The sequence below is a fragment of the Microbacterium testaceum genome (assembly GCF_029761935.1).
Taxonomy (GTDB): domain Bacteria; phylum Actinomycetota; class Actinomycetes; order Actinomycetales; family Microbacteriaceae; genus Microbacterium; species Microbacterium testaceum_A.
In genome coordinates this window covers 157,258-170,098 of the sequence record NZ_CP121699.1, presented here as the reverse complement: position 1 = coordinate 170,098, position 12,841 = coordinate 157,258, and the positions used below count along the sequence as shown (strand labels likewise).

The 12,841-nt window shown below is 67.8% G+C and carries 14 protein-coding genes; 13 read left to right on the top strand and 1 reads right to left on the bottom strand.

From position 1 onward, the window contains the following. The first annotated feature begins 167 nt into the window (after positions 1–167). The 6 genes from QBE02_RS00720 (at position 168) to QBE02_RS00695 (ending at position 6,551) form a co-directional block, all read left to right on the top strand. Positions 168–1,673 carry a polysaccharide biosynthesis tyrosine autokinase gene (locus QBE02_RS00720; RefSeq protein WP_279366721.1) on the top strand — a complete coding sequence of 502 codons (1,506 nt, stop codon included), beginning with the start codon at positions 168–170 and terminating at the stop codon, positions 1,671–1,673. A 55-nt stretch (positions 1,674–1,728) separates the two neighbouring features. Then, positions 1,729–3,570 (top strand): DUF4012 domain-containing protein, encoded by a 1,842-nt coding sequence (locus QBE02_RS00715; RefSeq protein ID WP_279366720.1) that lies wholly within the window; start codon positions 1,729–1,731, stop codon positions 3,568–3,570. A gap of 218 nt (positions 3,571–3,788) precedes the next feature. Then, positions 3,789–4,310, top strand: a complete 522-nt coding sequence (locus QBE02_RS00710) for an LPXTG cell wall anchor domain-containing protein (RefSeq protein ID WP_279366719.1) — start codon at positions 3,789–3,791, stop codon at positions 4,308–4,310. Positions 4,311–4,454: 144 nt separating this feature from the next. After that, positions 4,455–4,943 (top strand): hypothetical protein, encoded by a 489-nt coding sequence (locus QBE02_RS00705; protein ID WP_279366718.1) that lies wholly within the window; start codon positions 4,455–4,457, stop codon positions 4,941–4,943. A 49-nt stretch (positions 4,944–4,992) separates the two neighbouring features. Next, positions 4,993–5,913: an SMP-30/gluconolactonase/LRE family protein gene (locus QBE02_RS00700; RefSeq protein WP_279366717.1), complete on the top strand. Its 921-nt coding sequence runs from the start codon at positions 4,993–4,995 to the stop codon at positions 5,911–5,913. Then, positions 5,910–6,551 carry a formylglycine-generating enzyme family protein gene (locus tag QBE02_RS00695; RefSeq protein ID WP_279366716.1) on the top strand — a complete coding sequence of 214 codons (642 nt, stop codon included), beginning with the start codon at positions 5,910–5,912 and terminating at the stop codon, positions 6,549–6,551. The genes QBE02_RS00700 and QBE02_RS00695 overlap by 4 nt, the downstream gene beginning before the upstream one ends. A gap of 28 nt (positions 6,552–6,579) precedes the next feature. Here QBE02_RS00695 and QBE02_RS00690 read toward each other — a convergent pair whose 3' ends face one another. Then, positions 6,580–6,948, bottom strand: a complete 369-nt coding sequence (locus tag QBE02_RS00690) for a MarR family winged helix-turn-helix transcriptional regulator (RefSeq protein WP_279366715.1) — start codon at positions 6,946–6,948, stop codon at positions 6,580–6,582. A 174-nt stretch (positions 6,949–7,122) separates the two neighbouring features. On the opposite strand from QBE02_RS00690, the gene idi reads away from it, so the two are divergent. The 7 genes from idi to QBE02_RS00655 are packed head-to-tail and all read left to right on the top strand — an operon-like array spanning position 7,123 to position 12,716. After that, positions 7,123–7,674, top strand: coding sequence for an isopentenyl-diphosphate Delta-isomerase (gene idi, locus QBE02_RS00685; protein ID WP_141377314.1), 552 nt, complete (start codon positions 7,123–7,125; stop codon positions 7,672–7,674). Beyond that, on the top strand, positions 7,671–8,738 hold the full coding sequence (locus QBE02_RS00680) for a polyprenyl synthetase family protein (protein WP_141377316.1): 1,068 nt from the start codon (positions 7,671–7,673) through the stop codon (positions 8,736–8,738). The genes idi and QBE02_RS00680 overlap by 4 nt, the downstream gene beginning before the upstream one ends. Further along, positions 8,735–9,604, top strand: coding sequence for a phytoene/squalene synthase family protein (locus QBE02_RS00675; protein WP_074696957.1), 870 nt, complete (start codon positions 8,735–8,737; stop codon positions 9,602–9,604). Before QBE02_RS00680 ends, QBE02_RS00675 begins: the two co-directional genes overlap by 4 nt. Beyond that, positions 9,601–11,157, top strand: a complete 1,557-nt coding sequence (gene crtI / locus QBE02_RS00670; RefSeq protein WP_141377320.1) for a phytoene desaturase family protein — start codon at positions 9,601–9,603, stop codon at positions 11,155–11,157. The genes QBE02_RS00675 and crtI overlap by 4 nt, the downstream gene beginning before the upstream one ends. A gap of 1 nt (position 11,158) precedes the next feature. Beyond that, complete coding sequence (locus QBE02_RS00665) at positions 11,159–11,515, top strand: lycopene cyclase domain-containing protein (RefSeq protein WP_141377322.1); 357 nt, start codon at positions 11,159–11,161, stop codon at positions 11,513–11,515. Beyond that, the gene (locus QBE02_RS00660) at positions 11,512–11,826 is read left to right on the top strand and encodes a lycopene cyclase domain-containing protein (RefSeq protein ID WP_279366714.1); all 315 of its coding nucleotides are present in this window, start codon (positions 11,512–11,514) and stop codon (positions 11,824–11,826) included. The genes QBE02_RS00665 and QBE02_RS00660 overlap by 4 nt, the downstream gene beginning before the upstream one ends. Beyond that, positions 11,823–12,716 (top strand): prenyltransferase, encoded by an 894-nt coding sequence (locus QBE02_RS00655; RefSeq protein ID WP_279366713.1) that lies wholly within the window; start codon positions 11,823–11,825, stop codon positions 12,714–12,716. Before QBE02_RS00660 ends, QBE02_RS00655 begins: the two co-directional genes overlap by 4 nt. The last annotated feature ends 125 nt before the right edge of the window (positions 12,717–12,841 follow it).

The window sequence follows — 12,841 nt, the reverse complement described above, 5'->3', positions numbered from 1 at the left end:
GGTCGCGCCGCCGGGGTGATGACTGGCTCTGGAGTCAGCAGCCGCTGAGGGCCGACCCGGGCTATTTACGCCCTCGCTAAAACTAACCGGAAACAATCCATATGACAGACTGACGTCATTCCCCCCAGTGCCGCACGACGTGTGCCGGCGACACCTCGAGAGGCCTCATGGAGCTCAGCGACTACATCCGAATCCTTCGGAAGAATTGGCTCGTGATCGTGGTCCTCACGACCGTCGCGCTTGCTGCTGCCACCGTCTTCACGCTGACTCGCACACCAACGTACGAGTCTTCCAGCACGGTCTTCGTCTCGACGCAGGGAGGCGGCACGACGGCCGAGCTGCAGCAGGGGTCCAATTTCACCCAGGCAAGAATCAATACGTACGTGGGTTTGGCCGCCACACCCACGGTACTCGATCCCGTCATAAGTGACCTTGGGCTTGCAACCACGGCCGATATGCTCGCGAAAGACGTCAAAGCGTCTGCTGCGCTCAATTCCACACTCATCACCATTGCAGCCACAGATTCTGACCCGGCGACCGCCTCCGCGATCGCGAACGCCGTCGCGGGAAGCCTTTCGACCGTAGTACCGGCGCTTGAGCCGGCAGTGGACGGCGGTGCCAGCCCTGTTCGGCTCACTCGGGTCACAGACGCCCAACCAGCGTTGAACCCCACGTCGCCGAATGTCGCGCTCAACTTGGCTCTTGGCCTGCTCGCTGGGCTAGCGATCGGTATTGGAGTCGCGGTACTGCGCACTGCCTTGGACACCCGAGTGCGGACTCCTCGAGATGCAGAGCAGATTACGGACGCCCCCTCCATTGGTGCCATCGCCTACGACGCCAAGGCGAAGGAGCGGCCGCTCATTGTCCACGCGGATCCGCTGAGTCCGCGAGCGGAATCGTTCCGTGCGCTCCGCACGAACCTTCAGTTCCTCGACATGGGCGGGCGTTCGAGCTTTGTCGTGACCAGCTCGATCCCGAGTGAGGGCAAGTCGACGACAACTATCAACCTGGCGATCGCACTGGCGGACGCCGGCAAGCGGGTGGCACTGCTCGACACCGACCTGCGCAAGCCCAAGGTTGCGGAGTACCTCAGCATTGAGGGTGGCGCAGGCCTGACGGACGTTCTCATCGGGCGGGCCAAAGTCAACGAGGTCATGCTTCCCTGGGGCGGCCGCAGCCTTTACGTGCTACCTGCGGGAAAGATCCCGCCCAACCCCAGTGAGCTGTTGGGATCGCAGCAGATGACAGTCCTGCTCGAAATGCTCGAGCGCGATTTCGATGTCGTGCTGTGCGACGCTCCCCCATTGCTGCCCGTCACCGACGCCGCGATCCTCGCTCGGGCCACGAGCGGCGCACTCATGGTCGTTTCGGCGGGCAAGACCACCAAGCATCAGCTGACAGGTGCCACGGAGGCGCTCAACACTGTCGGGGCCAAGCTCGCCGGTTTCATCATGTCGATGGTGCCAACCCGAGGGCCGGACTCGTACTACGCCGCATACGGATACGGATACGGATACGGATACGGATATCGCGAGCTGCCTGCGAAGACCAGCCGTTTCTCGCGGAAAAAGGAGAAGAGCAGCGCCGACGCGGACGCCTCGGAAGAGGTTTCTTTGGACGAACTGGGTTTCTCGCCGCGCCGTACGTCGCGCGAATCGCAGCGCGAAGTCTGACCCACAGACTTATCTCGGGTCGGCGGGGGTCTCGCGCCAGCGAACGGAGACCGCCGTGACCACGAAACCGAAGGGCACCAGCGTGAGCTCCTCACCTCTCCCCCCGGCCATGCTCAGGGCCGGTCGCGTTGTGGCCTGGGCCGTCGGCGCATTCCTCGTTTTTGCCGTCGTCGTCGCCGCCTGGGTCGGTGTGCGGGGGTGGATGGCCTATCAGCATTTATCGCGCGTAGAGGCGGGCATTAGCGAGGCGTCCTCGGCACTCGCGTCTGACCCCGGCGCCGCGGGCGCAATCGTCGCCCGCTTGGCAACCGACGCCTCAGACGCGCACGACCTCACCTCCGACCCGGTGTGGCACCTCGCGGAGGGGGCTCCGTGGGTCGGTCCACAGCTGGAGGCCTTCGGCACGGTGGCGTCCGCGGGCGACGCTCTCCTTAGCGATGCACTTTTGCCCCTCGTCACGGCAGCCCAAGACACCTCTTTTGACGCATTGAAGCCGGTCAACGGCCGTATTGATACCACCGGCCTAGCTGTTCTCGCACAACCTGCCCAACTCGCGGCATCCGCCGCCGCAGGTGCATCCGATCAACTGCAGGGTCTGAATCGGACGCCCCTCGTGGGAGTCCTCGCGCGCGCAGTCGACAAGTCGTCCACGGTTTTCGAACAAGCCGCGACGAGTCTCGACGCGCTTTCGCGGGCGACACGCCTACTCCCCGACGTCCTGGGCCAGAACGGTGAACGCAACTACCTGCTGCTTGTTCAAAACAACGCCGAGTGGAGGTCGTTGGGCGGCATCGCCGGCACGGCAATTCTCCTCAAGACCAACCAGGGTGCGATCAGCCTCGCAAACACCGAATCCGGCACCTCGCTGTCGAGCGGCATCAAGAGTCCGGTCGTCGATTTACCCGCCGACGTGCAGAACATCTACGAGACCAGACCTGCACGCTTCTTCCAGAACCTGACGCAGGTTCCCGATTTCACCTTCGATGGCCCGCTCGCCCGAGAAATGTACAAGCAGCGAACGGGTGTGTCCGTAGACGGCGTCATCGCCCTGGATCCGGTGGTGCTGTCCTACCTTCTGCGCGCAACCGGACCGGTAGCACTGCCCGACGGCTCGACGCTGTCTGCCGAGAACGCCGTCAAAACGCTGCTCAGCGACGTCTATCAGCGATACCCCGATCCGTCAGCGCAGGATGCATTCTTCGCCGCCTCGACCGGAGCTGTTTTCAACGCCTTCCTCGAGGGACGCGGGTCGACGGTGAGCTTGCTGACAAATCTCGCGACTGCGGCCGACCAGCGACGCGTTCTCATGTGGAGTGCCGATCCCGACGAACAGGCCATTCTGGAGGGGTCGTCGGTTGCCGGTGAGCTGCCGCAAACGGACGACGACACGGCCCGGTTCGGGGTGTATCTCAACGACGGCGGCGGTTCGAAGATGAGCTACTACGTCAAGCCTGACGTGAGTCTGGCGTGGGACCAGTGCGCCCCCGACGGGCGGAACGGCCCGCGTCAGTTAACCCTGCGGATGAGGCTCACCAATACCGCGCCCACCGACGCCGAGACGTCGCTTCCGCGTTACGTCACTGCCAACGGCGCATTCGGTACGGCGCCGGGAACGGCGACGGTCGTGAACAACGTCTACCTGCCCGAGGGGTTCGAACTCGTGTCGGCCGAGACCGCGACGGGGACAGGTCCCTCGACCGGGACGTTCGAGGGACACCAGGTGCTGACCTTCGGGTTCCAACTTCTTCCCCAGGCGTCGGCCGACCTGACCGTGACCGTGCGCGCAACGACGACGGCGTCAAAAGCGGAGGCATTCGTGACCCCGACGGCCGACGCGGGAATCGACCCGACGGTCAAAGCAACCTGCGAAGCAACCGGAATCGCAACCCTGCAGTGAATAATGCGACTGCGTAAATGCGCCTCCGACTGCGCGTCAGCGTAAATTTACGTAGTCGAAACCTTGACAATTTGCAATCCAGGGAAAACCTAGGCAATACTCAGAAAGGGTCTAGCACCACCCACCGCTTCATTGTTGTCCTTCCCCTTGCAGCTCCATCGGGATAGCACGATGCGGACCACCACCTCCCGGTAGCCCGGATTCGAAAGCAGGCACTCATGAAGCTCAACCTCAAGAAGGCTGGCGTCACCGCGGCCCTCGCCGGCGCGCTGCTCTTCGCAGCTCCCGCCGTGGCTCAGGCGTACGTCCCCACCGCTCCCGGCACGCAGACCGTGACGATCACCAACAACGGCCCGGTCACGTTCAACGTGGCTCCCGGCGCCACCGTGAACTTCGTCCTCGTCGGCTACAACGCCAACCAGGCCGGCCTCGCCACGGCGAACCTGCCCGTCAGCTCCAAGTCGATTACGAAGGTCGCCGACGCCTCCGGCAACGCGACTGCGGTTGTCACGCTCCCCGCTGACGCCCGTGGCACCTACACGCTCTCGGCCACGCCCGCGGGCGGCACCGCTGGCGGCTCGAGCAACAACGCTGGCGGCTCCACCGGCCTCCCCGCGACCGGCTTCGACGCCAACTCGATGCTCGGTCTGTGGGTCGGCGGCGGCGCTCTCGCGCTCGCCGGTGGCACGATCGCCGTGGCCACCACGGTTCGTCGCAACCGCGCCCAGGGCAAAGCCTGACACACCACGCGTTCCTGAAGGGGCGCCGTCGACTTCGGTCGGCGGCGCCCCTTGCTCGTTCGTAGGCGACTGCACCGGCACGTGGCATCCATCCCCCTCCGTCAACCCTGCGCTCCCCCGGGCTCGGCGCGGTTGACTCGAGCCATGGACACGACCACCACCGCTCCCCTCGACAACGACGGGCGCGACGCCGACGCCCCGCCGACGCTGCCGTTCGTCCACATGTGGACCGGACTCGATGGCAAGAGCCGGCTCGACGAATCCGTCCTACGGGGATTCGGGATGCAGAGCGTCGGCGGCGGAGCCGACCCGCAGTGGATGCGGCCGTTCCCCGGCGAGGTGTCGGCCGTGCTCTTCGCGGCGTTGCCGGTCAGGTGGGTGGGGCAGTGGCATCCGTCCCCTCATCCTCAGTGGGTGATCCCGCTGCGGGGGCGCTGGTTCCTCGAGACGCAAGACGGCTCGCGCGTCGAGATGGGACCCGGCGACATCCACTTCGGGCAGGACACCGACACCACCGAGGTCGACGGCAAGGCCGGACACCTCTCGGGCACCGTCGGCGACGAGCCCTGCCTGCAGGTGCTCATCCAGTTCGCCACGTCGCCGGCCGGGCCCACCGCCCACCCGTTCGGCTGAGCGCGTCAACCCGCCCCACCCGGCGCCCCCCGCACGTTTGACTGGAGACATGCCCCGCATTCCCCTCGACGGTCAGATCCTGCAGAGCGCCCGCTCCCCCGAGGCGGTCGACGTCGCCCCTCCCCGCGTGTGGGACGAACGCCTGAGCGCCGTCCTGCCGCCCGCCTCGCGCCTGCTGTCGCTCTACGGTGACGCGACCTGGGCCGAGGGACCGGTCTGGTGGCCCGAAGAGCGCTCCCTCGTGTTCAGCGACGTGATCGGCCGGCGGACGCTGGCGTGGCGCGAAGACGGCTCGATCGTCACGGTGCGCGACCGCTCTAACTTCGCCAACGGAAACGCGATGGATGCCGAAGGCCGCCTCGTCCAAGCCGAACACGGGCGCCGCGGCGTCAGCCGCACCGACGAGAACGGCACCGAGCTACTCGTCGACGCCTTCGAGGGCGAGCCGCTGAACTCCCCGAACGACCTGGTCGTGGCCTCCGACGGCTGGATCTGGTTCACCGACCCCACGTACGGCATCTCGGATCCGCGCGAGGGATACCCCGCCGACCCCGCACTCCCCCACCAGAGCGTCTACCGCTGGCGCGACGGCGACGGGCTGCAGCGCATGATCGACCTCGACCAGCCCAACGGACTGGCCTTCAGCCGCGACGAGAGCACACTCTACGTCGCCGAGTCCAACGCCGAGCGGCTCCCCCGCGTCGTCGCGTGCAGCTGGGACGGCGAGACCCTCGGCGCCCCGCGCACCTTCGCGACGGTGGATGCCGGCATCCCCGACGGGTTCGTCGTCGACAGCCGCGACTGGCTCTGGATTTCGAGCGAAGCGGGCGTCGTCATCGTCGACGAGACCGGCGCCCGTCTGGGCGTCATCCCGACCCCGCACGTCGTCAGCAACTGCACCTTCGACGCCGACGAGAAGCGCCTGTTCATCACCGGCGACAGAGACCTCTGGATGGTGGAACTCGCGTGACCGACGTCGAGATGGCGCGCATCCCCGCCGGCCGCGTGCTGCGCGGAGACCTGCGGGGCGCCGAACGACGCGAGATCGTCGTCGACAGCTTCGAGATCGGTGTCTACGCCATCACCGAAGAACAGATCGCGGAGCTGCTCGGCATCCCGTCCCGCCATCCGCGACGCCCCGCGACGCAACTGAGTTGGCTGCGCGCGATTCGCCTGTGCAACGCGCTGAGCGAATGGGAAGGCCTCGACCCCGTCTACTCGTTCGACGGAGAGGTCGTCACGGGCGACCCCGACTCGGACGGCTTCCGCCTGCCCACCGAAGACGAGTGGGAGTACGCGTGCCGCGCGGGCTCGACGTCATCGGCCTACGGACCGGTCCGCGAGGTGGCCTGGACGGCCGCCGACGGCCTGACCGCCCCGGCGGAAGTCGGAGGACGGATGCCGAACCTCCACGGACTCTTCGACACTCTCGGCAACGTGTGGGAGTGGTGCGCCGACCTGTATGACCCCGATGGTGAAAGCGACGCGCGCGTGTTCCGCGGCGGCGGATGGTCGGACGCCCCCGCGCAGGTGCGGGCGACCGCGCGGCGGGGCGGGCGTCAGCGGGACGCGTTCGACGACGTGGGTGTGCGGGTCGCGCGGGGGTGACGCCCGGGGGGCCTCACGGCTTGGCCGGTCAATCTTCGGTGGTGATGGACTCCGTGAGCGAATCCATGAACGCCACGATCGTGTCGAGCTCGCCGTCGTCGAAGCGCTCGGCGACATCGCGCATGGCGCCCAGGTGCACGCCGAAGTGCTGGAAGAACTCGCGGCGCGACTTGTCGGTCAGCACGACCACGCGGGCCCGGCCGTCGGAGGGGTGCGGCAGACGCTCGAGGTGGCCCGAGGCGACGAGGCGGTCGATGAGCTTGGTGGTCGACGCGGTCGAGATGCGCAGATGGGTCGCCACGTCGTGCGGACTGACCATCTGACCGCGGTACTCGCGGATGGTGAGCATGCGCAGCGTCGCGAGGTCGCTGGCATTCATGTCCATCTCGCCCTTCATGCCCGAATGCATTCTGTCGAGGGCGTCGCTGAGGGTCTGGACGGCGCGTAGGGTATGGCCCACGGCTGGCCTCGTACCAGAGGCCGACACGGCTTTCGTCACGGTGGACACCCCCTTTCGGCGTCGGTATAGTCAAGGCTACATCGCTAGCTAAACTAGCAAACGGGAGGCACGATGAGCGAGACCGAATATGTCGTCCTCCTGGACGACTTCGGCAACGAGATCGGCACGGCGCCCAAGGCTACCGTGCACGACACAGAAACACCTCTGCACCTGGCATTCTCGTGCCACGTGGTCAACTCGGCGGGCGAAGTGCTCGTCACGCGTCGCGCCCTGCACAAAAAGACGTGGCCCGGCGTCTGGACGAACTCGTTCTGCGGCCACCCCGGTCCCTCCGAAGCCTCGCTCTCGGCGGTGCACCGCCGCGCCGAGCACGAGGTCGGCCTGGTCATCCGCGACCTCGAGCTGGCCCTGCCGAACTTCCGCTACCGCGCCGTCGACGCCAGCGGCATCGTCGAACACGAGATCTGCCCCGTGTACATCGCCCGCGCCGACGTCGACCCCGAGCCCAACCCCGACGAGGTCGCCGAGTACCGCTGGGTCGACCCGCTCGAGCTCGCCGCATCTCTCGAGTCGACGCCGTGGGCGTTCAGCCCCTGGCTCGTCCTGCAGGCGCAGCAGCTGCACCTCTTCCAGACCCCTCACACCGTGAGGCGCGCCTCATGATCAGTCTCGAATCCACCCCCGTCGCCCGTCAGGGCATCGACCGCGAGATCGACGGGGCGCTCTCGCGCCTTCAGCGGCGCGCCACCACCCTGGGCGACGGCGCCCGGTACCTGGCATCCGCCATCCGTCGGGCGACCGAAGGCGGAAAACGCTTCCGTCCCCTGCTCGTCGTCTCGGCATTCGAGACGCTCTACGGCGACGACGAACACCGCATCGGCGTGTACCAGGTCGCCGCGGCCTTCGAACTGCTGCACACGGCGTTCGTCATCCACGACGACGTGATCGACCACGACACCGAACGCCGCGGCGTGCCCAACATCGGCGGAGAGTTCCGCCAGCGGGGGCTCCTGAAGGGGGCGGATGCCGACGGCTCGGCCCTGCTCGGAGACGCTGCCGCGATCCTCGCCGGTGACCTGCTGCTGCACGAGGCCGGACGCATGATCGCCCTCGCGCAGCTCCCCGACCGCATGCGCCAGCCGCTGCTCGAGATGCTCGACGACGCCGTGCTCATCTCGGCGATGGGCGAGCTCTCGGACGTCGAGCACGCCGTCTCGTCGGGCGAGATCGACTCCGAGGCGGTGCTGCGCACCACGCGCGACAAGACCGCCGCCTACTCGTTCTCGGCACCGCTGCAGGCCGGAGCCCTCATCGCCGGAGCCCCGAGCCCCTCGATCTACGCGCTCGAGCGATTCGGACAGCGCCTCGGACTCGCCTACCAGCTGGTGGACGACCTCATCGGCGCCTTCGGTTCGTCGGCGGTGTCGGGCAAAGAAGAGGGCTGCGACCTGCGCGAGGCGAAGAAGACGCACCTCATCTCGCTCGCCCGCAAGACACCGAAGTGGCCCGAGGTCAGCGAAGCGCTCGCCCAGGCCCACACCGGTCCGATCGCCGTGCGCGCCGCCCAAGAGGCCCTCTCCGAGTCGGGCGCCCGCGCCGAACTCGAATGCCTCATCCTCGACACGCTCGAAGAGGCCCTCATCATCGTCGACTCCTCGACGGTGCCGGCCGCGTGCCAGGAGATGCTGCGCGACCTCGTGAAAGCCGTGCAGGAGCGCATTCCGTGAGTCATGCGCCCACGGGCCTCGAGCTGTACTCCCAGACCGCGGATGACGCCGCCGCCGCGGTGATCAACCGCTACTCCACTTCGTTCGGTATCGCCGCGCGCCTGCTCGGGCCCCGCCCGCGCCCGCACGTGCGCAATATCTACGCCCTCGTGCGGGTGGCCGACGAGATCGTCGACGGACCCGCCCACGACGCGGGGCTCAGTCCCGAGCGGGAACGCGCGGTGCTCGACGGCCTCGAGAACGAGGTTCGGGATGCCATCGCCACCGGCTTCAGCGCCAACCTCGTCGTCCACGCCTTCGCCCGGACGGCGCGCGAGTGCGGCATCACCGAAGAACTCATCGCCCCGTTCTTCGCGTCGATGCGCACCGACCTCGACACCGCCGAGCACGACGACCTCTCGCACGACGCCTATGTCTACGGCTCGGCCGAGGTCGTCGGGCTCATGTGCCTGCAGGTGTTCCTCAACGCCGGGATGTCGGCGCCCGCCCGACCCGCCGCCGACCTCGTCGACGGCGCACGGCGCCTGGGCGCGGCGTTCCAAGACGTGAACTTCCTGCGCGACCTCGCCGACGACGCCGACCGCCTCGGCCGCGACTACCTCGACGGCGCGGCCGACGACGAACGCCGAGTGGCCGTTCTCGACCGCATCGACGCCGACCTCGCCGCCGCGGCATCCGTCATCCCCCACCTGCCGCCCGACTGCCGCGCCGCCGTCACCACGGCGCACGACCTGTTCGCGGAACTCTCTCGCCGCCTCCGCTCCTCCCCCGCCGGCGCCCCGCGCGTCCGCGTTCCCGACGGTGTCAAAGCCACCCTCGCCGCCCGCGCCCTTCTGGGCCGCCCCCCGAAAGGTTCACGCTCATGAGCGCCCAGCGCATCGTCGTCGTCGGAGGCGGGATCGCCGGCCTTGGTACCGCAGCCCTGCTGGCCGACCGCGGACACGACGTCCACCTCTTCGAAGCGCGTGACGCCCTCGGTGGGCGCGCGGGATCGTGGGAGAAAGACGGCTTCCGCTTCGACACCGGCCCCAGCTGGTACCTCATGCCCGAGGTGTTCGATCACTTCTTCCGCCTGCTCGGCACGAGCGCCGCCGAACAGCTCGACCTCGTGCGTCTCGACCCCGCGTACCGCGTCTACGGCCCTCCCGGAAAGGGCGAGCCGATCGACATCGTGTCGGGTCGCGAGGCCGTTCGCGCGCTGTTCGAGAAGCACGAGCCCGGCTCGGGCGACAACATCGACGCCTACCTCGACTCCGCGAAAGACGCCTACGAGCTGTCGACGTCGAAGTTCCTCTACGACCCGTACTCGTCGACCAAGGGCCTGCGCGACCCCGCGCTCGTGAAGCGCCTGCCCACGCTCATCCCCCTGCTCACCCGCACGCTGTGGAAGCGCGTCACCACCGACTTCAAAAACACCCGCCTGCAGCAGATCCTCGCCTACCCCGCGGTGTTCCTCGGCGGATCGCCTTTCGAGGTGCCCAGCCTGTACCACCTGATGAGCCACCTCGACCTGGGCGACGGCGTGCTCTACCCCAAGGGCGGAATGACCGAGATCATCACCGCGATCGAGAAGCTCGCGCGCGAGCGCGGCGTCACGATCGAGACCTCGGCACCCGTCGAGGCGATCATCACCGAGTCGGGCACCGCGCGCGGCGTGCGACTCGCCGACGGCCGAATCTTCGCAGCGGATGCCGTGGTCTCGGGCGCCGACCTGCACCACACCGAGAACGAGCTGCTCGAAGAGAAGGATCGCCAGTACCCCGAGAAGTGGTGGAAGGACAAGGTGCCCAGCCCCGGTGCCCTGCTGCTTCTGCTCGGTGTGAAGGGCGAGCTGCCGCAGCTCACCCACCACACGCTGCTGTTCACCGACGACTGGCACACCAACTTCGACGCGATCTTCGGCGAGAACAAGAAGATCCCCGACCCCGCGTCGATCTACATCTGCCGCCCCAGCGCCTCAGACGACTCCGTCGCGCCCGAGGGACACGAGAACCTGTTCGTCCTCGTCCCCGTGCCCGCCGACCCCGACAGCGGCCGCGGAGGCGTCTCGGGCGCCGGCGACGAGCGGATCGAGAAGGCCGCGGATCGCGTCATCGCGCAGATCGGCGAGTGGACCGGCATCCCGGATCTGGCCGAGCGGATCGTCGTGCGCAAGACCATCGCGCCCGAGGACTTCAAAGAAGACCTGCACGCCTGGCACGGCAACTCACTGGGACTTGCGCACACGCTCAATCAGAGCGCGATCTTCCGCCCCAAGAACCGCTCGCGCAAGGTCGACAACCTCTACTACGCCGGCACCTCGGTGCTGCCGGGTATCGGCCTGCCCATGTGCCTCATCTCGGCCGAGCTCGTGGTCAAGCGCCTGACGGGCGACACCACCGCCGGGCCCCTGGCGGAACCCGCGCGCGCGGCGGTCTGAGGTGCCGGGGATCTACCTGGGCGCGATCCTCTTCTCGCTGATCGGCATGATGCTGATCGACGGGAAGTACTCGCTCGCGCTGCGGGTCGCTCCTCTCCGCACCACGATGGCGGTTCTGGGCGGGACGGTGTTCTTCCTCGCGTGGGACCTCGTCGGTATCGCCACGGGCGTGTTCGTGAAGGGCGAGAGCCCGCTGTTCGTGGGCGTGATGCTCGCCCCGCACCTGCCGCTCGAAGAGCTCTTCTTCCTGCTGTTCCTGAGCTACCTCGCCGTCGTGATGTTCGCCGTGTTCGAGCGGCGCGCCGCCGCCCGGGCTCGCCGCACCGACGCCCCGGCGGTCGAGAGGCGGTCCGCGTGACCTACCCGCTCATCGTGCTGCCGTTCGTCGTCGTCACCCTCCTCGTCACCCTCGCGACGCTCCGGAGGCCGCGGTTCCGTCAGCGGATGGCATCCTCTGCTCTCACCGCACTCGTGTTGGTCGGCCTGACGCTCGTGTTCGACAACCTCATGATCGCCGTCGACCTGTTCTCGTATCCTCAAGAGCACCTCAGCGGCCTGAAACTCGGGCTCGCCCCCATCGAAGACTTCGCCTACCCCCTGTGCGCGGCGTTCCTCGTGCCGGCGCTGTTCACCCTCTTCGCTCCCCTGCCCTCGAAGGACACCGCATGACCGCCCCCGCCGCCCTCACCCCCGGCCGCGTGCTGCGGGAGCTCTTCGTGTCGTCGCGACCGGTCAGTTGGATCAACACCGCCTTCCCCTTCGCTGCCGCCTACCTGCTGACCACGCGGACGATCGATGTGCCGCTGATCATCGGCATCCTGTTCTTCCTCGTTCCCTACAACCTCGCGATGTACGGCGTGAACGACGTGTTCGACTACGAGTCCGACCTGCGCAACCCCCGCAAGGGCGGCACGCACGGCGCCGTGCTCGCAAAGCGCATGCACCCCATCACTCTGTGGGCCTCGGCGCTGTCGTGCCTGCCGTTCGTCGTGTACCTCGTGATCATCGGGTCGCCGCTGTCGTGGCTCGTGCTCGCGCTCAGCCTGTTCTTCGTCGTGTTCTACTCCGCGCCGCCGCTGCGGCTCAAGGAGCGGCCGTTCGCCGACTCGATGACGAGCAGCATCCACTTCTTCTCGCCCGCCGTGTACGGGCTCGTGCTCGCGGGCGCCGTGTGGACGCCGCAACTCGTGTTCGTGCTGATCGCGTTCGCGCTCTGGGGCATCGCCTCGCACGCCTTCGGTGCCGTGCAGGACGTCGAAGCCGACCGCGCCGCCGACATCTCGTCGATCGCCACCGCCCGCGGAGCCCGATGGACCGTGCGCTTCGCCCTCGTCGCCTACGCCCTCGCGGGGGTGGCCATGCTGTTCACCGCCTGGCCCGGACCCCTGGCCGCCGTGCTCGTGGTGCCGTACCTCGTCGTGTGCTGGCCGTACCGGAACGTCACCGATGCCGAGAGCGACCGCGCCACCGCGGGCTGGAACCGCTTCTTGTGGCTGAACCAGATCGCCGGCTTCGGCACCACGATGTTGCTGATCTGGTGGTGGTTCCTCAGCGCGTGAGCGCGTGCGGCGCGGGGCGGGCGCTGCGGTGTGGGGCGGGCGTTGCGGTGTGGGGCGCTGTGGCGCGTGAGCGCGGGGGCGCCCGGGCCGGCGAGACTGCAACTCGCTGACGAGAGGGCGTCAGC

What these genes read in the sequence shown, in the direction of transcription:
- QBE02_RS00680 (WP_141377316.1), top strand. Translation starts at nt 7,671, where the DNA reads ATGATCAGTCTCGAATCCACCCCCGTCGCCCGTCAGGGCATCGACCGC.
- QBE02_RS00705 (WP_279366718.1), top strand. Translation starts at nt 4,455, where the DNA reads ATGGACACGACCACCACCGCTCCCCTCGACAACGACGGGCGCGACGCC.
- idi (WP_141377314.1), top strand. Translation starts at nt 7,123, where the DNA reads ATGAGCGAGACCGAATATGTCGTCCTCCTGGACGACTTCGGCAACGAG.
- QBE02_RS00700 (WP_279366717.1), top strand. Translation starts at nt 4,993, where the DNA reads ATGCCCCGCATTCCCCTCGACGGTCAGATCCTGCAGAGCGCCCGCTCC.
- QBE02_RS00720 (WP_279366721.1), top strand. Translation starts at nt 168, where the DNA reads ATGGAGCTCAGCGACTACATCCGAATCCTTCGGAAGAATTGGCTCGTG.
- QBE02_RS00655 (WP_279366713.1), top strand. Translation starts at nt 11,823, where the DNA reads ATGACCGCCCCCGCCGCCCTCACCCCCGGCCGCGTGCTGCGGGAGCTC.
- crtI (WP_141377320.1), top strand. Translation starts at nt 9,601, where the DNA reads ATGAGCGCCCAGCGCATCGTCGTCGTCGGAGGCGGGATCGCCGGCCTT.
- QBE02_RS00710 (WP_279366719.1), top strand. Translation starts at nt 3,789, where the DNA reads ATGAAGCTCAACCTCAAGAAGGCTGGCGTCACCGCGGCCCTCGCCGGC.
- QBE02_RS00690 (WP_279366715.1), bottom strand. Translation starts at nt 6,948, where the DNA reads ATGAAGGGCGAGATGGACATGAATGCCAGCGACCTCGCGACGCTGCGC.